The following is a 24,260-nucleotide window of genomic DNA, read 5'->3' on the forward strand; positions in this document are numbered from 1 at the left end:
TTGGTGAGGGCTGATAATCAATGGGGAATGAACAAAACCCCTACTGATTAAAGTTTCACTTTATTATGTAAACTGTACATATGTTTTGACTTTTTGGTTGAATCTTGTTCAAATAAAGTGGTGGCTTATAAAAAACGTAATAATGAAAGGGAGACGACTGTGCACATTCCAACAACTACACTTCATAATGGCGTAAAAATGCCAATGATTGGTCTAGGCGTTTATAAAGCGAAAGAAGGCGACGAAGTAAAACAAGCAGTAAAAACAGCGTTAGAGGTTGGATACCGTTCGATTGATACAGCGACTGTATATGAAAATGAAAGCGGTGTCGGAGAAGCGGTTCGTGAATCAGGGATTCCGAGAGAAGACATATTTATTACAACAAAAGTTTGGAACGACGATCAAGGGTACGAGGAAACACTTGAGGCGTTTGAAAAAAGCTTAAAGAAATTACAGATGGACTATGTAGATTTATATTTAATACATTGGCCAATAAGAGGAAAGTATGTTGATACGTACCGAGCGTTAGAAAAACTGTATGAAGAAGGTAAAGTGCGAGCGATTGGTGTTTCTAATTTTCATAAACATCATTTAGAGCTGTTATTGCCAAATTGTACGGTGAAGCCGATGGTAAACCAAGTGGAACTTCATCCGATGTTAGCTCAATTTGAATTGCGTGATTTCTGCCAAGGTGAGCAAATTCAAATGGAAGCATGGAGCCCATTAATGAGAGGCGGGGAAGTATTCGAGCACCCGATTATTCAGGCCATTGCGACCAAATATAATAAAACACCTGCGCAAGTTATATTAAGATGGGATATTCAAAGCGGGGTAGTGACGATTCCTAAATCTGTTACACCATCTCGCATTAAGGAGAATTTTACTATCTTTGATTTTTCACTAACAGAAGAAGAGATGACTCAAATTAATACGTTAAATCGTAATTTACACGTAGGAACGAATCCTGATAAATATGATACGCTATAAAAAGACGCTACCGTACTGGTAGCGTCTTTTTAACGATGTAAAGCGTATGTATCACATTTAGCAATTTGCTGAAGTTGCATATATTCTGCTGTTGTTAACTCTATTTGTTTACTAGACTGTACATTTTCTTGCAATTGCCCAATAGAGCTTGCGCCAGGTATAACAGCTGCAACAGTTTCGTTATGTAAGCAATATTGAATAGCTGTTCCAGTTAAGGAGTTTTCCCCAATTATTTCTTTTACATTCGTAAGCGTCGCATATAATTCATCGTAAGAATAAGAAAGGTAATCTTTTTCTTTTACTCTTTCTATCTTTCTTGCATTATTGTCAGTTAAAATTCCTTTTGCAAGTGGTCCACGAGCAATGACGCTAATTTGATGTTCATTTAGAAGTGGGAACCATTCTTCAGGGCGACGATTTAAAAGGCTATATTCCATTAGTACACTAACGATATTTGAACGTTTTGCATACTCACGGATGACATTTGGACGTATTGAAGAAATACCATATTGGCGAATAATACCTTCTGTTTTTAATTCTTCAAAGGCTTCAATTGTTTCATCAATAGGGTCATCAATCGTCCCGCCATGAAGTTGATATAAATCAATATAATCAGTTTGAAGTCTACGTAAACTTTCTTTCACTTCGGCCTTTATGTAATTTTTAGAAGGATCCCAAGACCAGCCGTTTTTTTCTTCTGTCCATCGATTTCCAACCTTCGTTGTAAGAATAATTTGGTCTCGTTTTCCTTTTAAGGATTTTCCAACAAATTCTTCGTTTAATCCATAATCATATAAATCCGCTGTATCAAAAAAATTGATTCCTAAATCGATTGCTTCATCGATAATACGCATAGCTTCTGTTTCAGATGTACCGAGAGACATACAGCCAAGTCCCATTTCTGTCACAAATAAATCTGAGTTTCCTAATTGACGTTTTTTCATAAGTCAACCTCCTTATCCTTATTCTTATTGTACGCAAGGGAAAAGAGGTTGACAAACGTTTACTTTTTAGTTGCTGTAATCCACTCTTGTACAGTTGTATACTCTTTGCCATATTGTTTTAGCTTATGGCGAATTTGCCACGCTTTTCCGACTAAAGTGACGCGATTTGGTAAAATATAAACTTTCATTTCTATCACGCTCCTTTCAATGTGGTAAAATGTATGAGGAAAGAATAGGAAATAGAACAGGGAGATGAAGTAGTATGAGTAATCTTGCAGAGAGAACAGTAAAAACTGAACCGATTTTTGATGGTAGAGTTATAAAAGTTCGTGTTGATGATGTAGTATTACCAAATGGAGCAATGAGTAAACGTGAAATTGTAAATCACCCTGGTGCAGTTGCTATTATTGCTATTACTGATGAGGGGAAAATCGTGCTTGTTGAGCAGTATCGTAAAGCGCTTGAAAAGGCGATTATAGAAATTCCGGCGGGCAAGTTAGAACCTGGTGAAAAACCTGAGGTGACAGCAGTTCGTGAATTAGAAGAGGAAACAGGATATGTATGTGAAAATATGGAGCTTATTACTTCTTTCTATACATCTCCAGGATTTGCAGATGAAATTTTATATGTATATAAGGCGACAGGTTTGACGAAAAAAGAAAATAAAGCTGCGTTAGATGAAGATGAGTTTGTGGAATTGATGGAAGTATCGTTAGAAGAAGCGATTACTCTTATGAAAGATCTTCGTATTCATGATGCGAAGACAATGTTTGCAGTACAATATTTACAACTACAAAAATAAACACTCGCCAAAGGCGAGTGTTTTTTAATTGATTTTTGCGTATACGCGTGCATCACGTAAGCTACCATCTGGTGCTATGAAATCATTTTCCATTGTACCTTCTAGAATGAATTCTAAACGTTCTGCTAGGTTACATGCATTTGTATTTGTTGCATCAACACGAATTTCAACTCTTCTAGCACTTAGCTTATCAAAGGCAAATTGAATAGCACCTTTAATCGCTTCAGTCATATAGCCTTGTTTCGTATAAGCGCTATGCAGCCAGAAGTGAAGTGAAAACTTTGGAATATCCCAGTTTTCAGGTTTGAGCGTTATAGCTCCGATGAATGTACCTGATACTTTATCGTATAAGTGAAAATCAAGTGTTTCACGAAGTAAAAACTGTCCGTGAGCGTTACGAACGATTTCTTCAGCACTTTCTTCTGTTTCAGCTTTAATTGGCATCCACGGTACTAAGTCTTCTAGAGAAGCTTGGATTGCTTCGTATACTTCTGCACCATCACCTGGAAATGGCTTACGAACTTGTAAGCGTTCAGTTTGAAATAATGTTGGAAAATCTAATAATAATGGTTTCAAGAGAAATCCCTCCTATTCTCTACTTTTTAGTTTAGCAAAGTAGAGCGGAATTTCAATGTTAATTCGTCATACTTTTTTCTTTCTTTCATACATTTTTAGTAAGAGTGTGAACGGAGGGAAGAAAAATGTGGCGAAAAACTTGGCAAGACCGTGTAATGTCTCACATACAGGAAAACTCTTCATTATATATATTTAACGCTGTTTTATTATTGATGGGAGTCATATTTGGAGCGATTCTTGTAAATAGTTTACAATTAAATCAAAAACAAGATTTATCATTTTATTTACAACGTTTTTTTGGACAAGTTTCTAAAGGAGAATTTGCTATTGCAAGCGAAATGTTTCGAGAAAGTTACTTTTCACAATTAAAATACATTGGATTTATTTGGATTTTAGGGATTTCAATTATTGGATTGCCACTTATTTTTATTTTATTGTTTGTAAAAGGAGTAGTTGTCGGCTTTACAGTAGGTTTTTTAGTAAGTCAGCATGGATGGAATGGATTATTATTAGCATTCGTTTCTGTATTGCCGCAAAATCTCATTATTATTCCAGTATTTCTCGTTATGACAACAATTGCTGCAAGCTTTTCCTTACGAATGATTAGGCATCAATTTATACGGAAAATAACCGAGCCGCTATTACCATTATTAATTCGTTATACATGCTTCTTTCTTATCATTGGAGCGGTGCTAGCTCTTGCTTCTAGTGTAGAAGCTTATGCATCACCAGTTTTAATGAAAGAAGTCGTTGAGGCTATTAATAAACAATAAATACTTTATGAGAATAATTATCAATTTGTTTTTATTGTTTTTCTTTTGACAGAAGCCCTTCTTCTGATATAATGGTGTAAGAGTGGCGAGGAGGGAGTAGTACCGAATGGAAGAAAGAATTGAACGAATTAAGAAGCAATTACATGCAGCGAGCTACAAATTAACACCGCAACGTGAAGCAACAGTTCGTGTGCTGCTAGAAAATGAAGAAGATCATTTAAGCGCAGAAGATGTTTACCTCCTTGTAAAAGAAAAGTCGCCAGAGATCGGATTAGCAACCGTCTATCGAACTTTAGAACTATTATCTGAGTTAAAAGTTGTCGATAAGATTAACTTCGGAGACGGTGTTTCACGCTATGACTTACGCCAAGAAGGTGCGCAGCGTTTCCACCATCATTTGATTTGTACACAATGTGGTGCTGTACAAGAAATACAAGAAGATTTACTTGGTGAAGTGGAAAGGAAAGTAGAACATGACTGGAGCTTTAAGGTGAAGGATCATCGTTTAACATTCCATGGGATTTGTAAAAATTGTCAAGAAAATGAAACGGATGAAAAATAACCTTTTCCTATTTAACTAGGAAGAGGTTTTTTATTTGAATAAGGTATAAATTGGTGAAAGCTTGGCATATGTTGTAATAACTTATATTTTGGAGGAATTTACAATGCGCCGAGCTTTAAAATTAACTTTTGATGGGATAAAAGTATTTTTATTATTTACAAGTTGTACGATTTTGTTTTATTTCGCTATACTATGGATAAATGAAGAATATGAAAGCTATCATCGTTATGAAAAGCCAAAAGAAGAGACTGTAGAAAAAGTATCAGGGAATGAAGAGCCGGCAAAGGATGCTTTCGTAAATAGAATGATGTTTTTCTATGAAAATGGGGAGTAGTGTAGATTGGAAGATCAATTAAAAGATTTTATTCATTATATGGTTGTTGAAAAAGGGCTAGCGAAAAACACAGTAGTATCTTATGAACGTGATTTAAAAAGTTATGTAAAGTATTTGCAAAATGTAGAACAAGCAAAAAGCTTTCATGAAGTGACACGCTTGCACATTGTTAACTTTCTGCAGCACTTAAAAGAAAACGGAAAATCTTCGAAAACATTAGCACGTCATATTGCATCGATTCGTTCGTTCCACCAATTCTTACTTCGTGAACGAGCGGTAGAGCACGATCCATCCGTACATATTGAGACGCCACAAGGAGAACGGAAATTACCGAAAGTATTATCAGTCGATGAAGTAGAGGCGTTACTTCAGACACCAAAAATGACGAGTGCTTTTGGGGTTCGTGATAAAGCGATGCTAGAGTTACTGTATGCGACAGGGCTTCGTGTTTCGGAATTAATTGCCTTAAATTTAGAAGATGTACATTTAACAATGGGGTTCGTTCGTTGCATAGGGAAAGGGAATAAAGAAAGAATTATTCCACTAGGAAGTTTAGCAACGGAAGCGATTCAAAAGTATATTGAAAAGGGAAGAAGAGAATTGATGGGTAAAAAAGTAGTAGATGCACTCTTTTTAAACCATCATGGGAATCGATTATCAAGACAAGGTTTTTGGAAAATTTTAAAACGATTAGCGAAAGAAGCAAATATTGAAAAAGAACTTACACCTCATACATTGCGCCATTCTTTTGCTACGCATTTATTAGAAAATGGAGCAGACTTGCGCGCTGTGCAAGAAATGCTTGGACATGCAGATATTTCAACGACACAAATTTATACGCATGTTTCAAAAACTAGATTAAAAGATGTATATAAACAGTTTCATCCGAGAGCATAGGTACTATGCTCTTTTTTCATAGATTCAAAAGGTTATAGTATTTCACAGAAACTTCACAAACATTTCGTACATTGTTTTCAGCAGAAGACTAGAATATTACAATGTATTTCCTCTATACTAAATAAGGTATGAAGGAGGAAATGATGATGAAAAAACTTATTATGACTTTATTTATCGCGATGCTAGCATTGGCTGGCTGTAATACAAACAAAGAAGAACCGAAAAAAGAACAGAAACTAGAAGCTGTAAAAGTAGCAGTTCAAACAAATCCGAAGGAAATTAAACCTGGTGAAAAAACAGAAGTACAAGCACTTGTTACACAAGGAAAAGAAAAGGTAACGGATGCTGATGATGTAAAGTTTGAAATTTGGAAAGCCGGCGACGAAAAGCATGAAATGTTAGATGGTAAGCATAAAGGAAAAGGTGTTTATGCTGTAGAGAAAACGTTTGAGACGGATGGAGTATACCACATTATCGCTCACACAAATGCACGTGAAATGCATGTTATGCCAGAAGTAAAAGTGGCTGTAGGGAATGCGAAAGTAGAAGATGCGAAAAAAGAAAATAGTGATCACGGTGCAGGACATGGCGATCATAAAAGCGATACAATGATTCACCTTATGGCTGGTGACATAAAAGCAAATGCTGAATCAACAATGAAAGTTCACTTAAAACAAAAAGAAGAAGCATTAACTGGTGCTGAAGTCCAACTTGAGATTTGGAAAGATGGTGTTGAAAAACACGAATTTATTCCAGCGAAAGAAGGGAATAAAGGAGAGTATGAAACGAAACATACTTTTAAAGAAAAAGGTTCTTACAAAGTGAAAGTTCATGTTAAAAAAGGCGAATTACATGAACATAAAGAAGAAACAGTAGAAGTAAAATAAAAAGTAGCTCATTAGAGCTGCTTTTTATTTTTATCTGAAGAAATAAATCATAAAATCATTAGCACTTCTTTGTAGAATGGATTACAATAGAAGTGTGAAGAAAATGAGAAATTCTACGAAAATGTATTAAAAAGAAAGCGTAAACATGTTATGATATCAGTATCAGATGTCTGACATCCGACTTAGAAAAAACTAGAAATGTTTTTGAGTCGTTTTAAAGTAAACGAAATAGGTTAGAGAATCATTTAAAGAAGTACTGTTTGACAATGAGAACGAAAGATAATTCTTATGGAGAACAGTTTCACTTTATAGCGTTTTGAACATACTACAAGAAGTAGAACTGAACTTATAGGAGGTCGCAGTTATGAATAAATATAAACGTATATTCCTAGTCGTAATGGACTCTGTTGGAATCGGTGAAGCACCAGATGCTGAACAATTTGGTGATGTAGGATCTGACACAATTGGTCACATTGCTGAACATATGAATGGGTTACAAATGCCTAACATGGTGAAATTAGGTCTTGGTAACATTCGTGAAATGAAAGGCATCTCTAAAGTAGAAAAACCACTTGGATATTATACAAAAATGCAAGAGAAATCTACTGGTAAAGATACAATGACAGGTCACTGGGAAATCATGGGTCTTTACATTGATACACCATTCCAAGTGTTCCCAGAAGGATTCCCAAAAGAATTACTTGATGAATTAGAAGAAAAAACAGGCCGTAAAATCATCGGTAATAAACCAGCTTCTGGAACTGAGATTCTTGATGAACTTGGTCAAGAACAAATGGAAACAGGTTCTTTAATCGTTTACACTTCTGCTGATAGCGTTCTGCAAATCGCAGCACACGAAGAAGTAGTGCCGCTTGATGAGTTATATAAAATTTGTAAAATTGCACGTGAATTAACATTAGACGAGAAGTACATGGTAGGCCGCGTTATCGCTCGTCCATTCGTTGGTGAGCCTGGAAACTTTACTCGTACACCGAACCGTCATGACTATGCATTAAAACCATTCGGCCGTACAGTAATGAATGAATTAAAAGATAGTGATTATGATGTGATTGCTATCGGTAAAATCTCTGACATCTATGATGGTGAAGGGGTAACTGAATCACTTCGTACGAAGTCTAATATGGATGGAATGGATAAGCTTGTAGATACATTAAATATGGACTTTACAGGTCTTAGCTTCTTAAACTTAGTTGACTTTGATGCATTATTCGGTCACCGCCGTGATCCACAAGGATACGGAGAAGCATTGCAAGAATATGATGCACGTCTTCCAGAAGTATTCGAAAAACTAAAAGAAGATGATCTATTATTAATTACAGCAGACCACGGGAATGACCCAGTTCACCACGGAACTGACCATACACGTGAATATGTACCGTTATTAGCATATAGCCCAAGCATGAAAGAAGGCGGACAAGAGTTACCACTTCGTCAAACATTTGCTGATATTGGTGCAACTGTAGCAGAAAACTTCGGTGTAAAAATGCCAGAATACGGAACAAGCTTCTTAAACGAGCTAAAGAAATAGGGGGATAAACAAATGAATCGTGAACTTATTACAAAATCAGCTTCATACTTAAAAGAGAAATTTCAAGAGACACCACAAGTAGGACTAATCCTTGGATCTGGATTAGGTGTATTAGCAGACGAAATCGAGAACGCAGTAACAGTACCTTACAGTGAAATTCCTGAATTCCCAGTATCAACTGTAGAAGGTCATGCAGGCCAACTCGTATTCGGTACACTTCAAGGTGTAACAGTAGTAGCAATGCAAGGACGTTTCCACTTCTATGAAGGATACGACATGCAAAAAGTAACATTCCCAGTTCGTGTTATGAAGGAACTAGGTGTAGAAACAGTTGTTGTAACAAATGCAGCTGGTGGTGTAAATACATCATTCGAACCAGGTGATCTTATGTTAATTTCAGATCACATTAACTTCATGGGTACAAATCCATTAATCGGACCAAATGATTCTGAAATGGGTGTGCGTTTCCCTGATATGTCTACATCATACACAGTAGAGCTTCGCGAAATGGCGAAACAAGTTGCAGCAGACTTAAATATTAAAGTACAAGAAGGTGTATACGTTGGAATGACAGGTCCTGTATATGAAACACCTGCTGAAATTCGTATGCTTCGTACACTTGGCGGAGATGCAGTTGGTATGTCAACAGTACCTGAAGTAATTGTAGCGCGTCATGCTGGTATGAAAGTGCTTGGTATTTCTTGTATTTCAAATATGGCAGCTGGTATTTTAGATCAGCCACTTCACCACGATGAAGTAATCGAAACGACAGAGCGTGTTAAAGCTAACTTCTTAGCATTAGTAAAAGCAATCGTAAAACAAATGAAGGGGTGACCTCACAATGAGAATGGTGGACCTAATTGCAAAAAAACGTGACGGACATGCATTAACAACAGAAGAAATTAACTTTATTGTTGAAGGATATACGAATGGTGAAATTCCTGATTATCAAGTAAGTTCACTTGCAATGGCAATTTTCTTCCAAGATATGAACGATCAAGAACGTGCTGATTTAACAATGGCAATGGTAAATAGCGGTGATACAATCGACTTATCAGCTATTGAAGGAGTAAAAGTAGATAAGCACTCAACAGGTGGCGTTGGTGATACAACAACACTTGTATTAGGTCCATTAGTAGCCGCTTTAGGTGTACCGGTTGCAAAAATGTCTGGACGTGGTCTAGGACATACTGGTGGTACAATCGATAAATTAGAAGCAGTTCCAGGATTCCATGTTGAAATCGAAAATGATGAATTTATGCGTCTTGTGAATGAAAACAAAATCGCAGTTATTGGTCAAAGTGGCAACTTAACACCTGCGGATAAAAAATTGTATGCACTTCGCGATGTAACAGCAACAGTAAACTCAATTCCGCTTATTGCAAGCTCAATTATGAGTAAAAAAATTGCTGCTGGTGCAGATGCAATTGTTCTTGATGTAAAAACTGGAGCAGGTGCATTTATGAAAACAGATGAAGATGCAAAACGTTTAGCAGAAGCGATGGTGCGCATTGGTAATAACGTTGGTCGTAATACGATGGCTGTTATTTCTGATATGAGTCAACCACTTGGTGAGGCTATTGGTAACGCACTTGAAGTACAAGAAGCAATTGATACATTACAAGGTAAAGGACCAAAAGATTTAGAAGAGTTATGTTTAACGCTTGGAAGTCAAATGGTATACCTTGCTGGACAAGCCTCATCTTTAGAAGATGCACGTGAGAAATTAATTGAAGTAATGAACAACGGTAAAGCGTTAGAATCATTTAAAACATTCTTATCAGCGCAAGGCGGCGATGCATCTGTTGTTGATGATCCTTCTAAATTACCACAAGCACAGTTTAAAATTGAAGTAGAAGCGAAGGAAGACGGCTATGTATCAGAAATCGTTGCAGATGAAATCGGAACGGCAGCAATGCTTTTAGGAGCAGGACGTGCGACGAAGGAATCTGAAATTGATTTAGCGGTTGGCTTAATGCTTCGCAAAAAAGTAGGGGACAGCGTGAAAAAAGGTGAATCTCTTGTTACCATTTACGCAAACCGTGAAAATGTGGAAGATGTAAAAGCAAAAATTTATGAGAACATGAAGATCTCTAAAGAGCATGTAGATGCACCAACATTAGTGCACGGCATCGTTACTGAATAATAAAGAAAGGCCAGGGAGTATTTCTCCTTGGCTTTTTTTGCTATTTTTTGTTTATAATAATAATGGGTGAAATTATGATTAGAATTTGTGCAATAACAAAAACAGATGAAGTATTATATGATGTTTCGCTAGAGGAAACAAAGAAAGACCATATTGTATGGTATTGGCTAGACTTATATAAGCCAACGAAAGAAGAGTATACATACATTTTGCAAGATCATTTTAAGTTCCATCCCCTTGCAATTGAAGACTGTATAGAATATGTACAGAGGCCAAAAGTTGATTTTTATGATGGATATAACTTTTTAGTTCTTCATGCATTTGGTGAGGATGGATTAGAGCCACACGAGATCGATTTATTTATAAGTGATCGTTATATTGTTTCTTTCCACTTTTCTCATAACAATGCAATCGAAAGAGTATGGAAAACACTTGGAGAAAAGAAGCGCATTAAAAATAGTCCTTTGCATGTAGCACATACTATTATCGACCAAATTGTAGATGACTATTTTGCACCTGTATATTACATTGAGGATCATTTGAATGCAATTGATGATAATTTAACGGGTGAGACAGCAGGAAGTGTGCTAGAAGAAGTATTTGATATACGTGCAGATTTATCGAAGCTAAGGCGTACAATTATTCCGATGCGTGATTTATTGTATCGTATTTTAAATTCGACTCGTTTTTACGGTATAAGTGATCATGAAATTTACTTTAAAGATATACATGATCATTTGCTTAAACTGACAGAAATGATTGAAGCAAGCCGGGAGTTAACGGCAGATATTCGAGATAGCTATTTTTCATTAAACTCACATCACATGAATAACATTATGAAAACATTAACTGTATTCTCGACTATTTTCATGCCATTAACATTTATTGCGGGCGTATACGGAATGAACTTTACGCATATGCCGGAGCTTGGTGGACAATATAGTTATTTTATTTGTCTACTTATTATGGCACTAATTGGCGGTGGTATGATGGCTTGGTTTTATAAAAAAGGATGGTTTAAGTAAAAAAACACCGAGGAAAATTCCTCGGTGTTTTTACTTAACCAATAGCATGTAATATGAACATGGCTAAGAATAAGCATGTAATGATATACATGGACGGTGCGACTTCTTTACGCTTTCCAAGAGCAACTTTTAAGATAGGATAAGCGATAAATCCGAACGCAATGCCATCAGCGATACTATATGTGAGCGGGATCATGACGATAATTAAGAACGCTGGAAATCCTTCTGAAAAATCGTTCAGAGGAATTTGTTGAATGCTTGTAATCATCAGGCCGCCAATAATAATTAAGATTGGTGCAATGGCACTATCAGGAATTAGTTTGACAAACGGAAGTGCAAACAGTGACGCGAAGAATAACAAACCTGTAATGATAGACGTCAGACCTGTCTTTCCGCCTGCAGTAATACCTGCGGCACTCTCTACTGTTGATACGGTAGGGCTTGTGCCAAATAGACCACATGTCATTGCTGAAATTGCATTGGCTTGGTAAGCACGTGGGAATTTACGGTCATCTTCTAATAAACCGTGCAGAAGTCCCATGTTCTCAAAAATAAGCACCATGCTTAAGGAGAATGTTGCAATCCAAAATGGTAAGGAAGAAAGTTTGCCAAATGACATAGCTCCAAACACATCGCCGTAATTAGCGAATGAGAATGAACTATTTCCGATTTGACTTGTATCAACAAGACCAAATAGCCATGCAATACCAGTTCCTATTGCAATCGTCCATAAAAAGTTTCCACGTACGTTACGAATAAATAATACAAGTGCAACGATAAGAGTAAGCACGGTCGCAAGAACGACAGGGTTACTTAATTTACCCATTGCAACAGCCGTATTTGGATTCGAAACGACTAAACCACCTTTTTGCAATCCGATAAATGCTAAAAATAATCCGATACCGACAGTAATAGCTTCCTTTAATGACTTTGGAATCGATACTGAAAGCACGCGAGCGATTGGTGTAAACGCAGCAATTGCAAAAATAATACCAGAGATGAAGACAGCTGCTAATGCTTCCTGCCAAGATAATCCGAGCGTATGCACAGCAGTGTACGTGAAGAATGCATTTACACCCATACCAGGGACAAGAATAGCAGGTGCATTTGCCCAAAATGCCATGAGTAGACATCCGACAAATGAACTGAAAACAGTTGCTAAAATTCCAGCTTCAAGAGGAATGCCAGCATCGGATAAAATGGATGCATTTACAATCATAATATATACGATCGTGAAAAATGACGTAACTCCAGCTAAAACTTCTTGTTTTGGTGATGTTTCGTGTAAACCTAATTTAAATGTTCTTTCAAGTATTCCTTTCATGTTAAACCTTCTTTTTCATATCCCTCTCCCACCCGTGATATCTCTTTCGTAAGAGCTCACCGTCCTTTATTATATCAGAACATCATGTTTTTACAACAAGGAAAATGATAACGTTTACTTATAAATAAGATTATTTATAAATACGTAAAAATCGCTCGTATTGTTGAAATGATTTCTAATTCTCCCGATTGAATGGGAGGAGCTGCTTGTGCGTGTAAAGTAGCAAAGGACGCAACTTCTCGTGGTAATTGAGCAGATTCTTCAACGAATGAGAGTGGAACAGGATTAATGTTTAAATTGTATGTACTCGCAATAGCACGAGCTTTTTCTACCGCTTGTTGCAGAGCTTGAATGAGAGCTTGCTCGTAATATTTATTTGGATGAGATATTCGAAAACGTAAACCTTTTGCTAAGTTTGCTCCATTTGAAACGGCTATATCATATACTTCCCCTGCTTTTTGTACATTTAAAACGGTAATTTCATACAAATGTTCCACGCGGTATCCTTGTAGTAATGCTTTATCATTTACGTATTCGTACTGAGGCGTAATCGTATATGAAATGGTTTCTATATCTTTATCAGCAATACCAAGCTGTTTAAGTGCATCCAGCAATTGTTTTGATTGCACTGCATTTTCTTCTTGTGCTTGTTTCACATTTTTACTATCAGTTCGAATACCAATTGTTAATATAACGACATTTGGTTTTGCTTTGACAATGCCTTCACCTTGTACAGTAATAGTCGCTTCTTTACCAGTATTAGCTGGGCGTACGTTGTGTAAATAAGGATTCATTCCACCCTGCATTTTCCATCACCATCCTTTTTATATGTATATGTGTGAACAAAAAAGAAATTTATATGAAAAAAGTTACATAAATGAGAATGTTGAGGAAAGAAAGCATATACAACATGGGTATTTATAGATTATAATATGTGTAAATATGATGAAAAAGGGACGAGGCTAGTGAACGAAAAAAGAGAAACACTGATTTTAGAGTTATCCGGATCATTTCGAAAGATGATACGTTTATTACAAAATGATATTAATACACGTTTTGCAGAACATATGCCATACAATGAATTTTCTGTATTACGCGCGTTATTTTTAAAAAGTCCACAGATGGCTTCGCAAATTGCGAGTGAAGTAAACGTAACCTCCAGTCATATTACAGCTGTTACTGATCGTCTCGTAAGAAAAGGCTTTGTAGAAAGAAAGCGTTCGAATTCAGACCGTCGTATCGTGTACTTAGAAATTACAGAACACGGAAGAGAAGTAACTGAAAAACTTGAAGCTGTGCGTAAAGAATATTATAAAGATAAATTTAAAGGTTGGAGCGACCAAGAAATCGAAATGGTGTTAGAGCTATTTGGCCGCGTATTATAATAAATGAGGATAGGAAGCGAAAGCTTTCCTATCCTTTTTCTTTTGAATAAAAACATTTTGAAACTCCAATACTTTAATTAAAAAGAATCGGAGTGGAAAATTATGAAACGTATCTGTACGCTTTTCATTATGGTAGGAAGCTTTTTCGGCTTTCATCAATTCGTAGATGCCGCTACGCCCCTTCAAGTCGTTCAAAAAGAATTACAACATATTTCAAATAAGCAACCTGTTTTATATTCAAAACTATGGATTCGTTCAATGCAGAATGCGATTTTATTTCATCATAGTGATAACATTCGGCACGAAGATACGATCAGTAATATAAAGAAGTCTTCTCTTGTAAAAGTAAAACATCTTCCACTTCAGAAAGCATCACAATACATTCCAAGATTATCACAATATATTTCTAAGTTTGAAGCGAAGAATGTGCAAGTGTATTATGTGGCAGCTCGTTATGAAGTGAAAAAAGAAAATCCGTATCAGTTAAATGGAATGAATTATTTTATGCAAGTATTTATTCAACAAGGGGGAGAATGGAGAATTGCTGAAAGTATAGTTGCTCCGACAGATCAAATTGTCGCAAATGGTGACGGGTTTGGAATGAAGCAAGAAAAAGAGTATGGGAAAAGAAGAGAGAATGTGAAATAACCTCCTCATCGAGAGGAGGTTATTTCATTTAAAATTCCAAGAGACTTTCCATTTTAATATTTTAGGTAGGAGGAAATACGTAATGAAACTAGTTACTAAAAATCCGATGTAAAAGCTGGACAATGACTGCGCACGACTTAGTATTAAACCTCCAACGATTCCACCAAAGAAAATCGCACAACCTAATACTACTTTTTGTAGTTTTGGATATAATAAATAGTTACCATTTCGCTCATTGACTGAACGGGCATATAAATATATACCGAGTGGTAATAAAACAAAGATATGTACGATAGGTCCAATCATTGTTTTTGCCGGTGGAATTTTTGTAAAGTTTGGTTCGTTATGACGTACTCCATTTTGATCAGTATAAGCGCTTTGTGGATCATAATTAAAGTTAATAGTAAAATCTTCTGCTGGACTAGAAATACGTATGTTTTCCATCACATCATGTATAAGGCCGTTGTCCTCATGAAATTCAGTGTTTGAGTGAACGGCAATGACTCCTGAGATAAGTGATGGAAGTAAAGCTGGGAAGATTAATATAGCTGTAGTGAGAAATCCTTGCGATATAATATTCCCTGTAATTGTACCTACACATAAGGCAAGAGTATAAATAGCAATTAATACAATTAACATGTATATAAAGTAACTATGAAAGGGGGAAAACACTTGATATTTATTATGAAAAGTTAACTTTTTCATAATAGCAAATAGCCCCCAGTTTAAAATAACAACAGCGGCAATATTACAGATTCCAAACAACCACTTTGTTATATAAAGGTGTGAACGCTTAAAGGGCATAGACCATAACAAGTCGCTAGCGTTAGTTTGTCTTTCCCATCCAATTAACGTGCAAGTTAGAATGATCAGTATGCTACCTAACAGCATGACAGGATCTAGAAGTGTTAAATCAAAGTGATAATGATATACATAGTTCCATTTTTTATTATCATTTAGAAAGTGTTGCTCTTGAATAGAAGTCATATAGTATTGATATGACAAAGTATAGAAGCTGACGAGCCAAAATAACCATACAACATATTTACTTTGTTGATACGTTCTTAGCCACAGTGCTTTTTGAAACATAGGATCTCTCCTTTAAAAAACTTTATAATTTGTTAGGCGTGATAATATAACATAAGTAATGATTCCAGTTAGAAACAAACCGATATAGTAAATAGGTAAGAAATTAAAATGGTTTATTTTATAGCCGCCTAGTAATGAAAAGTAAATGGTTGAGCCCCATATCCATATTCGTAAACTTTTTTGGAACATAAATATCTTCTGAATGTTTTCATTTGGCGATCGTGTATATAAATATGTTCCAAGTAGTAAGTAAACTATTGTATAAAAAATCGGGACTAACATTGATTTTGCTGAATAATATATATGAGATGCTGGATCTCTTAAAGCAGTTGGATTGTTTTCGATTTTACGGGATTCTGGATCATAGTAATAATTGATAGAAAAATGATTAATTGGTGCAGCTGTATTTGTTTTTTGATTGATTTCATAAAGTTGTCGATATAAGTTTTCATTTTTAATATTTGCAGCGTATAAATGGTTTGTTGTAAAAGTGTATAGTAATGTAATAAATGTAACCCCTGCTAGTAACCACGGAATACAAAAAACAATCTGCGAAACAACGCTTCCAGTAAAAGTACCGATGCATAGTGCAGCTGTATATACTGCAACATAAGAAACTATCGCATAAAGAAAGTAGCGGTGAAATGGACTAAATGATTGATAATCAAAATGAATGGTTGTTCTATAAATAACATACATAAGAATCCAATTTATAAGTAACGAGCTCACAATACAAAAGGAACCGAAAGCCCACTTAGATAAGAAAACATTTTTTCTTTTAAATGGCATCGTCATAAGTATTGTATTAGATTGGTTGCTACGTTCCCACCCTATCAATAGGCAGGCTAAAGCAATGATAAGAACTGTTAACCAAAAACTATTACTTTCTCCTGAAGAAAAGATATAAAAATAATAATACTGTTTCCCTTTTTCTTTTAATTCGTAATACTCAGCAAGTTGTCTTTGAGCACTTCTATAGTAACCAAAAGATAACAAATAAAGCGAACTAAAGAAGAATAGCAACACAGCATATTTCCCGCGCTTCCAATTCCACATCCACAACGCCTTATGAAACATACCCATCCTCCTCTAGTGTCCTAACGAAGACATCTTCAAGTGACATTGTTAATTCTTCAATAAGTATAGGTTGCTCTTTATAAAACTTCTCGAGTGTTGTAGCCACATTTCCTTCAATTAAGATTGTATATACTTTTCCTGTTTGATTTAATATTTTAATATTGCTCAAGTTTTCTAGTTTTTGAGGTAATGAACGTTCGTAAGCAACTTGTATTTTAGCAAATCGTGATTTTGCATCGTCTAGTGATGTAATCGACGAGATAGTATGGCCTTTTAATATAATAATTGTATCTGCAATTTGTTCCACTTCATCTAAATGGTGAGTTGAGATGAAAATGGTAATCTCTTTTTCTGCAACTTCTCCAACGAGAAACTGTAAAATCTGTCTTTTCACGATAGGGTCAAGTCCATTTGTCGGTTCATCTAAAATGATATATTCTGCTTTTGTAGAAACAGCTAAAATGATGGCAAGCAGTGCTTTCATTCCTTTTGAATAACTACGAATTCGTTTGTTTGGTAAGTTAAAACGTTCCAACAGTTCATGGAAATATGCTTCATCAAATGCGGTATAAACTTCTTTATAAAACTTTACAATTTCTTTTACCGTATAGCCGTTCAGTATGTTAGTAGAATCAGGGACATATACGATTTTTTGCTTTATTTCAGGACACTGATGAATGTTTGTATCTTCATATGTAACAGTCCCTGCATCAGGGTCTAAAATGCCGACTATCGTTCGTAATAAAGTTGTTTTCCCCGCACCGTTTCTTCCGAGTAATCCGATGATACTGCCTCTATGTAATGTGAAAGAAACATTGTCTAAAATTGTTTGATTATCAATTGTCTTCTTCAAGTTTGTCACTTTCAGCATCCACATTTCCTCCAATCTCTTTGTAATATGAATCTATCCAATCATGAATTTTATCTTTCGTAACACCAAGATAAGAGGCTTCTAATAGTAATTGATGAAATTGCTTTTCAACCATAGCGATTTTCCTTTCGTCTAATGTTGGGGTAATCGATTGGGATACAAATGTTCCTTTTCCTCGTAATGTTTCAATAATCCCTTGTCGTTCTAATTCTTGATACGCTTTACTCACTGTATTTGGATTTATAACGAGTAAAGAAGCGAGTTCGCGTACAGAAGGTAGTTTGTCACTTGGAGCTAACATGTTTTTCAATACGAGTTCTTTTATATTTTGAACAATTTGTTCCCATATCGGAGTGTTGCTTCTTGGATCAAGTTGAATATGCAAGAGCAATGTCTCCTTTCTGACTTGTATTAAGTGTACTACTGTATGTAATACACTTAATACAATATAGTTGATGAATGTATTTGTCAACTGAAAATAGTAGAAAAATATGGTATTAAAAAACAATAAATTGGAAAAAATAGGTTTGATATAGAATGGAGGGTTAGTCATGAAGCGAGTTTTTGGAATACTTGTTTGTTTCATGTTATTGCTTTCTGGTACTTCAGTTAGTTTCGCACAATCTGAAAAGACGAAGCAGGAGAAAACAGAAGAAACAACGCCGAAGTTAGCGGAACAAGCGTCATCAGCAATTGTAATTGAACAAGATACAGGTAAGGTTTTGTTTGATAAAAATCCAAATGAGAAGTTACCACCTGCTAGTATGACGAAGATTATGACAATGCTATTAATTATGGAACAAGTTGAAAAAGGAAAACTAAAACTGACCGATAAAGTGAGAGCAAGTGAGCATGCAGCTTCAATGGGTGGATCACAAATCTTTTTAGAGCCTGGGGAAGAGATGACTGTAAATGAAATGCTAAAAGGTATTGCAATTGCATCTGGAAATGATGCGTCTGTTGCAGTAGCGGAGCATATCGCTGGTTCAGAAGAAGGTTTTGTAAATATGATGAACAAAAAAGCGAAAGATTTAGGACTGAAAAATACTCATTTTCAAAATCCAACAGGTCTTCCGGCTAAAGACCATTATTCCACAGCAAATGATATGGCTATAATGGCGAAAGAATTGATGAAGTACCCACTTATCCGCAAATACACAGGTAAATACGAAGACTATTTACGTGAAGATACGGATAAGAAGTTTTGGCTTGTGAATACGAACAAGTTAGTCCGTTTTTATCCTGGAGTAGATGGTGTGAAAACGGGCTTTACGACAGAAGCAAAATATTGTTTAACAGCATCGGCTGAAAAGAATGGGATGCGTATTATTTCAGTTGTTATGGGAGCACCTACATCGAAAGAACGGAATAATCAAGTAACGAAGCTTCTTGACTACGCATTTGGTCAATATATGACAAAGAAATTGTATACACGAGGCGAAAAAATTAAGACTGTCCAAGTAGGAAAAGGGAAAAAAGAAAAAGTAGATTTAGTTGCATCAGACAATGTGTCTCTTCTTATGAAAAAGGGCGAAAATATGGACAAAGTAAAGCAAGAAGTAATTGCTGAAAAGAAAGTGAAAGCGCCGATTAAAAAGGGCGATGCACTTGGTACACTTGTTATTAAAAAAGATAAAGATGTTTTACTAAAACAAACAATTGTAGCGAAAGAAGATGTTGCTGCAGCGAGCTGGTGGGAGTTATTTAAAAGAAGTTTTGGGATGTTTTCAACATCAAAATAGCGGCAAACATTTTGCCGCTTTTCTATTCGTATGTAAGTAAATAATTGCTGAATGGTTTCACTTTATGGCGAAATAGTTCTTCTTTTGTCAGTAGGAAGGATTCTTGTGTTGTATCACGAAAATCTTTATGTATGTAAATGAGTAAAGTTTGAGCATAAGGAGGAAATCGTGTGAGTCTTTCCATGCAATTAGAAGTAAAACGTGACGTCCTATGTGTGAGACTAGCGGGTGAATTAGATCATCATACTGCTGAAGAGTTGCGAACGAAAGTAACAGATATGATTGAGACACGTGGTGTTCATCATATTGTTTTGAGCCTAGAGAATTTATCCTTTATGGATAGTTCTGGTTTAGGTGTTATATTAGGCCGATATAAGCATGTAAAGGGATTAGGTGGAGAAATGGTTGTTTGTGCAATTTCACCGCCTGTTAAACGTTTATTTGAAATGTCGGGCTTATTTAAAATTGTTCGTTTAGAAGAAAGTGAAGCGCATGCGCTCGCGACGTTGGGGGTGGCATAAATGAGAAATGAAATGAACCTTCAATTTTCAGCATTAAGTCAAAATGAATCGTTCGCTCGCGTTACAGTAGCTGCTTTCATTGCGCAACTAGATCCAACGATGGAAGAACTTACAGAAATTAAAACAGTTGTGTCAGAAGCAGTTACAAATGCAATTATTCATGGGTACGAAGGAAATGCAGAAGGTGTTGTTTATATTTCTGTAATTTTGGAAGAAGCAATGGTGAAACTCACGATTCGAGATGAAGGGATTGGCATCTTTGATTTAGATGAAGCAAGACAACCCCTTTTTACAACTAAACCTGAATTAGAGCGTTCCGGAATGGGATTTACTATCATGGAAAATTTTATGGATGAAGTAGAAGTTATTTCAAACGAATCTTTCGGGACAACAATCCATTTGACAAAATACTTATCAAATAGTAACGCTCTATGCAATTAAGGAGAATAGCCTATGGACATAGAGGTCAAAAATGAGAAGAAGAAACCTCAGTTAAAGGACCACGAGCTAAAAGCGTTAATTCAACAAAGTCAAGATGGAGATCAACAAGCGAGAGATACAATCGTTCAAAGTAATATGCGTCTCGTATGGTCGGTTGTGCAGCGTTTTCTTAATCGAGGATACGAACCGGACGATTTATTTCAAATTGGATGTATTGGGCTCTTAAAATCGGTAGATAAATTTGATTTATCTTTCGACGTGAAATTTTCAACATATGCAGTTCCAATGATTATTGGGGAAATACAGCGATTTTTACGTGACGACGGATCGGTGAAAGTAAGTAGATCTTTAAAAGAAACAGGAAATAAAATTCGAAAGATGAGAGACGAGCTTTCGAAAGAATTTGGAAGGGCTCCAACGATTAATGAAGTGGCCGAAGCGTTAGAACTAACGCCAGAGGAAGTGGTTCTAGCGCAAGAAGCGAGTCGAGCTCCTTCATCCATACATGAAACGGTGTATGAAAACGACGGGGACCCGATTACTATTTTAGATCAAATTGCAGATCAATCTGAAACGAAATGGTTTGATAAAATTGCTTTAAAAGAAGCAATTAGAGAACTAGATGAGCGAGAACGTTTAATTGTGTATTTACGCTACTATAAAGACCAAACCCAATCAGAAGTAGCAGAACGTATAGGCATTTCGCAAGTGCAAGTTTCAAGACTTGAAAAGAAAATATTAAAACAGATGAAAGATCGAATAGATGAATAGCTATTCGATCTTTTTTATGTCTTTAATAGGAGGAGATTGTAAACTTTCGTAAAAATTAACAGAATTTATTGATAATTTAGTAAAATTAAAATATAATCCAAGTATGAACTTGTCACAAAGGGGGAAGGAAATGTGGAAACGAGGCAACAATGGGGAACGAGGGCTGGATTTATTTTCGCAGCGGTCGGCTCTGCCGTTGGATTAGGAAACATATGGCGTTTTCCTTATACAGCGTATGAAAATGGGGGAGGCGCGTTCTTTTTACCGTACTTATTCGCATTATTAACGACTGGTATTTCATTATTGGCGTTTGAATTTGCTCTTGGGCATCGTCATCGTGGTTCCGCGCCACTTACGTTCTTCCGTATTAGTCCGCGTGCTGAATTCATCGGATGGTGGCAAATGTGTGTAACGTTTATCGTTTCAACATATTATGCAGTAATTATTGCTTGGTCTATTTCGTATACGTATTTTTCAATTACTGGAGCGTGGGGGAAAGACACGCAAACATTTTTATTTAAAGAGTATTTGCATGTTGCTGATAAGCCGGGGCAGTTTGGAGGGCTCGTACCGGAAGTATTAATTCCGTTAGCTCTCGTTTGGATTATTGTACTCGGTGTAGCATTTAAAGGAGTTAAAAAAGGAATTGAAGTGGTTAACCGCATTTTCATTCCTTTACTAGTTGTTATGTTCCTTATTATCGTAGTTCGTGCAGTGACGATGGAAGGTGCAATGCAAGGATTAGATGCATTCTTTAAACCAGATTGGAGTCGTATTTTTGATGGGAAAGTATGGCTTGCTGCTTATGGTCAAATTTTCTTTAGTTTATCTTTAGCATTTGGAATTATGATTACGTATTCTAGTTATTTACCAAAAAATTCGGATACAACAAATAACGCTTTTATTACTGGTTTTGCAAACTCAGGTTTTGAATTATTAGCAGGGATTGGGGTCTTTGCAGCTCTTGGATTTATGGCAAACAATATGGGAGTACCGGTTGATAAAGTAGCAAGTGCTGGTGTAGGGCTTGCGTTCGTAGTCTTCCCGCAAATTATTAATGAATTACCGATGTCACCGTTATTTGGCGTATTATTTTTCTTATCATTAACGGTTGCAGGGATTACATCTCTCATTTCACTTGCGGAAGTATGTTTTGCTGCCGTATCTGAAAAGTTTAGCTTAAGCCGCCAAAAAACAATTGGAATTATGGGGACGCTTCTCGTGCTAGTTTCTCTTGTTTTTGCAACACGTGGCGGGCTTATGTTCCTAGATGTTGTTGATTATTTCGCTAATAACTTCGGGTTAATTACAATTGCATTAGCGGAAGTAGTTACAATAGGGCTCATTTTACGCCGTTTACCAGTTTATCAAAATCACGCAAACTTCGTATCTGATATTAAGTTGGGCACGTTTTGGAGAGTAAGTTTACTCGTTATTACTCCGCTTATGTTAGGATACATGTTAATTGACGGTACAATCCAAAATATTAAAAAGAACTACGGAGATTATCCAACAGAGTTTGTCGTAACGTATGGTTGGTCAATTGCAGCAGCGTTCCTTATCGTTGCGCTAATCATTAGTCTAAAGAAATGGGATGCACAAATACATTCAGATTCTGCTAAGCTTGAAAAAGAATGGAAAGATCGGGGTGTTTCATAATGAGTGGATCAGCGATTATGATGATGGTTATTGGTATAGTAGTCATTTGGGGAGGGCTCGCACTAAGTATTGCAAATTTATTTAAGAAAAAGGCATAAACTAAAAAACATCTGTACCGAAATGGTACAGATGTTTTTTTATGAAAAAATTGTATTAGAAAAAAATTCAATAACCATACTACAACTACGAGGAAGAGTGAAGAGGTGAATGAAAATTGGAACAAACAATTTATATTAAAATGCGTAATCGATTAAAAGTTTCTCCTACGTATGAAGTAAAGCTGAGTGATGTTGCTCAACTTGCAGGAGATGCTCTTGTAGTTCAGTCGTTACAGGATGAGATAGTTTACAAAATAACAGCGCATGATAAGACGCACGTTGTAATTGATGTGATGAAAATAATTGAAATTATTCAAAGGAAAGCAGCCGATATACAAATTAATTTACTCGGTTCTGGACAAACTCTTGTTGAAATTATATATGAAAAAAAGAAAGTACATCCGATTTTCTTCGGACTTGTATGGTTGTTACTTTTCATTGGAGCGGCTCTTGCGATCATTTATTTTCATGAAGATGTAAGTATGCAACAAGTACACCAACGTTTATATTACATGATTACGGGAGAATTTAAGGCGCAACCACTTTTATTTCAAATTCCGTATTCGTTAGGTCTTGGGTTAGGTATGGTCTTATTTTTTAATCATGTATTTCAAAAGCGAATTAATGAAGAGCCGAGTCCGTTAGAAGTGGAGATGTTCCAATACCAGCAATCACTTGACCAATATGTAATTGTTCATGAAAACAAGGACAATATGAAACAACTTGCCGATGATTGAGTCTGGATTTGTTATTCTAATTGGTTTAGCGGGAGGAATTGCAGTAGGTAGCGGATATGTCGCATTTTTAGCTGTACTTGGTATAATCCCTCGGCTAGCTCAATTAACGAGAAGTGGAAAGCACATTCAATATTTTGAGTGGGCGGTTATTGCAGGTACGTTAACAGGGGCTTGGTGTAGTTTGAAAAACATTACATTTCAAACATCGCAATATTGGCTTGTTATATTAGGTATATTTTGTGGCACATTTATTGGAATGCTGGCAGCAGCATTAACAGAAGTATTAAATGTTCTACCTATTTTAGCGAAACGAGTAGGGGTAGAGGGGAAGATTGTTGTTTTACTCGTTGCTCTTGTACTTGGGAAAGTAGTAGGCTCGTTGTTTCACTGGATTTATTTCGTAAAGTAGGAGGCG

The 24,260-nt window shown here is 36.1% G+C and carries 30 protein-coding genes; 21 read left to right on the top strand and 9 right to left on the bottom strand.

Going from position 1 to position 24,260, the window contains the following annotated elements; all coding sequences use genetic code 11:
- Positions 1-159: 159 nt before the first annotated feature.
- Positions 160-987: an aldo/keto reductase gene (locus COL05_RS02120; RefSeq protein ID WP_098667403.1), complete on the top strand. Its 828-nt coding sequence runs from the start codon at positions 160-162 to the stop codon at positions 985-987.
- A 29-nt stretch (positions 988-1,016) separates the two neighbouring features.
- On the opposite strand, the gene COL05_RS02125 is transcribed toward COL05_RS02120, so the two are convergent.
- Together COL05_RS02125 and mciZ are read right to left on the bottom strand one after the other, a co-directional pair.
- Positions 1,017-1,931, bottom strand: coding sequence for an aldo/keto reductase (locus COL05_RS02125; protein ID WP_098667404.1), 915 nt, complete (start codon positions 1,929-1,931; stop codon positions 1,017-1,019).
- 59 nt (positions 1,932-1,990) lie between these two features.
- Positions 1,991-2,119 (bottom strand): Z-ring formation inhibitor MciZ, encoded by a 129-nt coding sequence (mciZ, locus tag COL05_RS02130; RefSeq protein ID WP_000870299.1) that lies wholly within the window; start codon positions 2,117-2,119, stop codon positions 1,991-1,993.
- Between the two features lie 74 nt (positions 2,120-2,193).
- Between mciZ and COL05_RS02135 the strand changes: the two genes are divergently transcribed.
- On the top strand, positions 2,194-2,733 hold the full coding sequence (locus COL05_RS02135; protein WP_048530920.1) for an NUDIX hydrolase: 540 nt from the start codon (positions 2,194-2,196) through the stop codon (positions 2,731-2,733).
- Positions 2,734-2,757: 24 nt separating this feature from the next.
- Here the strand turns inward: COL05_RS02135 and COL05_RS02140 are convergent, their stop codons facing one another.
- Positions 2,758-3,309 (bottom strand): GNAT family N-acetyltransferase, encoded by a 552-nt coding sequence (locus COL05_RS02140; RefSeq protein ID WP_098667405.1) that lies wholly within the window; start codon positions 3,307-3,309, stop codon positions 2,758-2,760.
- 155 nt (positions 3,310-3,464) lie between these two features.
- On the opposite strand from COL05_RS02140, the gene spoIIM reads away from it, so the two are divergent.
- The 9 genes from spoIIM (at position 3,465) to corA (ending at position 11,482) form a co-directional block, all read left to right on the top strand.
- On the top strand, positions 3,465-4,082 hold the full coding sequence (gene spoIIM, locus COL05_RS02145) for a stage II sporulation protein M (protein WP_229200852.1): 618 nt from the start codon (positions 3,465-3,467) through the stop codon (positions 4,080-4,082).
- A 106-nt stretch (positions 4,083-4,188) separates the two neighbouring features.
- On the top strand, positions 4,189-4,644 hold the full coding sequence (gene fur, locus COL05_RS02150) for a ferric iron uptake transcriptional regulator (protein ID WP_000392655.1): 456 nt from the start codon (positions 4,189-4,191) through the stop codon (positions 4,642-4,644).
- Positions 4,645-4,747: 103 nt separating this feature from the next.
- Entirely contained in the window at positions 4,748-4,978 is a 231-nt protein-coding gene (locus tag COL05_RS02155) for a YqzK family protein (RefSeq protein ID WP_001250432.1), read from the top strand.
- Positions 4,979-4,984: 6 nt separating this feature from the next.
- On the top strand, positions 4,985-5,875 hold the full coding sequence (gene xerD / locus COL05_RS02160; protein ID WP_000390084.1) for a site-specific tyrosine recombinase XerD: 891 nt from the start codon (positions 4,985-4,987) through the stop codon (positions 5,873-5,875).
- A gap of 143 nt (positions 5,876-6,018) precedes the next feature.
- A complete protein-coding gene (locus COL05_RS02165) occupies positions 6,019-6,762 on the top strand; it encodes a FixH family protein (protein ID WP_142337319.1) in 744 nt (247 codons plus the stop codon).
- A gap of 364 nt (positions 6,763-7,126) precedes the next feature.
- Entirely contained in the window at positions 7,127-8,311 is a 1,185-nt protein-coding gene (gene deoB / locus COL05_RS02170; RefSeq protein WP_098667407.1) for a phosphopentomutase, read from the top strand.
- A gap of 12 nt (positions 8,312-8,323) precedes the next feature.
- Positions 8,324-9,145 (top strand): purine-nucleoside phosphorylase, encoded by an 822-nt coding sequence (locus COL05_RS02175; protein WP_001078446.1) that lies wholly within the window; start codon positions 8,324-8,326, stop codon positions 9,143-9,145.
- Between the two features lie 7 nt (positions 9,146-9,152).
- The gene (locus COL05_RS02180; RefSeq protein ID WP_098667408.1) at positions 9,153-10,457 is read left to right on the top strand and encodes a pyrimidine-nucleoside phosphorylase; all 1,305 of its coding nucleotides are present in this window, start codon (positions 9,153-9,155) and stop codon (positions 10,455-10,457) included.
- A gap of 62 nt (positions 10,458-10,519) precedes the next feature.
- A complete protein-coding gene (gene corA / locus COL05_RS02185; RefSeq protein WP_001976329.1) occupies positions 10,520-11,482 on the top strand; it encodes a magnesium/cobalt transporter CorA in 963 nt (320 codons plus the stop codon).
- 34 nt (positions 11,483-11,516) lie between these two features.
- Here corA and COL05_RS02190 read toward each other — a convergent pair whose 3' ends face one another.
- Together COL05_RS02190 and COL05_RS02195 are read right to left on the bottom strand one after the other, a co-directional pair.
- Positions 11,517-12,806, bottom strand: a complete 1,290-nt coding sequence (locus COL05_RS02190) for an NCS2 family permease (protein ID WP_098667409.1) — start codon at positions 12,804-12,806, stop codon at positions 11,517-11,519.
- A 134-nt stretch (positions 12,807-12,940) separates the two neighbouring features.
- The gene (locus tag COL05_RS02195; protein WP_098667410.1) at positions 12,941-13,612 is read right to left on the bottom strand and encodes an SIMPL domain-containing protein; all 672 of its coding nucleotides are present in this window, start codon (positions 13,610-13,612) and stop codon (positions 12,941-12,943) included.
- A 159-nt stretch (positions 13,613-13,771) separates the two neighbouring features.
- Here COL05_RS02195 and COL05_RS02200 point away from each other — a divergent pair, with 159 nt between their 5' ends.
- The gene (locus tag COL05_RS02200) at positions 13,772-14,191 is read left to right on the top strand and encodes a MarR family winged helix-turn-helix transcriptional regulator (RefSeq protein ID WP_016718421.1); all 420 of its coding nucleotides are present in this window, start codon (positions 13,772-13,774) and stop codon (positions 14,189-14,191) included.
- A gap of 102 nt (positions 14,192-14,293) precedes the next feature.
- Positions 14,294-14,839, top strand: a complete 546-nt coding sequence (locus COL05_RS02210; protein ID WP_098667413.1) for a hypothetical protein — start codon at positions 14,294-14,296, stop codon at positions 14,837-14,839.
- Between the two features lie 24 nt (positions 14,840-14,863).
- Here the strand turns inward: COL05_RS02210 and COL05_RS02215 are convergent, their stop codons facing one another.
- The 4 genes from COL05_RS02215 to COL05_RS02230 are packed head-to-tail and all read right to left on the bottom strand — an operon-like array spanning position 14,864 to position 18,261.
- Positions 14,864-15,928 (bottom strand): ABC transporter permease subunit, encoded by a 1,065-nt coding sequence (locus tag COL05_RS02215; RefSeq protein ID WP_098667414.1) that lies wholly within the window; start codon positions 15,926-15,928, stop codon positions 14,864-14,866.
- Between the two features lie 12 nt (positions 15,929-15,940).
- Complete coding sequence (locus COL05_RS02220; RefSeq protein ID WP_098667415.1) at positions 15,941-17,005, bottom strand: ABC transporter permease subunit; 1,065 nt, start codon at positions 17,003-17,005, stop codon at positions 15,941-15,943.
- Entirely contained in the window at positions 16,995-17,876 is an 882-nt protein-coding gene (locus COL05_RS02225) for an ABC transporter ATP-binding protein (RefSeq protein ID WP_098667416.1), read from the bottom strand. The genes COL05_RS02220 and COL05_RS02225 overlap by 11 nt, the downstream gene beginning before the upstream one ends.
- Complete coding sequence (locus COL05_RS02230; RefSeq protein WP_078418958.1) at positions 17,842-18,261, bottom strand: GntR family transcriptional regulator; 420 nt, start codon at positions 18,259-18,261, stop codon at positions 17,842-17,844. Before COL05_RS02230 ends, COL05_RS02225 begins: the two co-directional genes overlap by 35 nt.
- A gap of 166 nt (positions 18,262-18,427) precedes the next feature.
- On the opposite strand from COL05_RS02230, the gene dacF reads away from it, so the two are divergent.
- The 8 genes from dacF (at position 18,428) to spoVAB (ending at position 24,254) form a co-directional block, all read left to right on the top strand.
- The gene (dacF, locus tag COL05_RS02240) at positions 18,428-19,618 is read left to right on the top strand and encodes a serine-type D-Ala-D-Ala carboxypeptidase DacF (RefSeq protein WP_078418959.1); all 1,191 of its coding nucleotides are present in this window, start codon (positions 18,428-18,430) and stop codon (positions 19,616-19,618) included.
- 170 nt (positions 19,619-19,788) lie between these two features.
- A complete protein-coding gene (gene spoIIAA, locus COL05_RS02245) occupies positions 19,789-20,139 on the top strand; it encodes an anti-sigma F factor antagonist (protein ID WP_048530890.1) in 351 nt (116 codons plus the stop codon).
- On the top strand, positions 20,140-20,580 hold the full coding sequence (spoIIAB, locus tag COL05_RS02250; RefSeq protein ID WP_001243399.1) for an anti-sigma F factor: 441 nt from the start codon (positions 20,140-20,142) through the stop codon (positions 20,578-20,580). It begins immediately after the preceding gene.
- 12 nt (positions 20,581-20,592) lie between these two features.
- The gene (gene sigF, locus COL05_RS02255; protein WP_000350734.1) at positions 20,593-21,351 is read left to right on the top strand and encodes an RNA polymerase sporulation sigma factor SigF; all 759 of its coding nucleotides are present in this window, start codon (positions 20,593-20,595) and stop codon (positions 21,349-21,351) included.
- Between the two features lie 132 nt (positions 21,352-21,483).
- Positions 21,484-23,010 carry a sodium-dependent transporter gene (locus tag COL05_RS02260; RefSeq protein WP_071757340.1) on the top strand — a complete coding sequence of 509 codons (1,527 nt, stop codon included), beginning with the start codon at positions 21,484-21,486 and terminating at the stop codon, positions 23,008-23,010.
- Positions 23,010-23,108 carry a methionine/alanine import family NSS transporter small subunit gene (locus COL05_RS02265; RefSeq protein WP_000016826.1) on the top strand — a complete coding sequence of 33 codons (99 nt, stop codon included), beginning with the start codon at positions 23,010-23,012 and terminating at the stop codon, positions 23,106-23,108. The genes COL05_RS02260 and COL05_RS02265 overlap by 1 nt, the downstream gene beginning before the upstream one ends.
- A gap of 116 nt (positions 23,109-23,224) precedes the next feature.
- Positions 23,225-23,845 carry a stage V sporulation protein SpoVAA gene (spoVAA, locus tag COL05_RS02270; RefSeq protein ID WP_098667417.1) on the top strand — a complete coding sequence of 207 codons (621 nt, stop codon included), beginning with the start codon at positions 23,225-23,227 and terminating at the stop codon, positions 23,843-23,845.
- On the top strand, positions 23,838-24,254 hold the full coding sequence (spoVAB, locus tag COL05_RS02275) for a stage V sporulation protein SpoVAB (RefSeq protein WP_098667418.1): 417 nt from the start codon (positions 23,838-23,840) through the stop codon (positions 24,252-24,254). The genes spoVAA and spoVAB overlap by 8 nt, the downstream gene beginning before the upstream one ends.
- Positions 24,255-24,260 lie beyond the last annotated feature (6 nt).

Origin of the sequence: Bacillus sp. AFS059628 (assembly GCF_002571225.1) — a bacterium.
Classification (GTDB): Bacteria; Bacillota; Bacilli; order Bacillales; family Bacillaceae_G; genus Bacillus_A.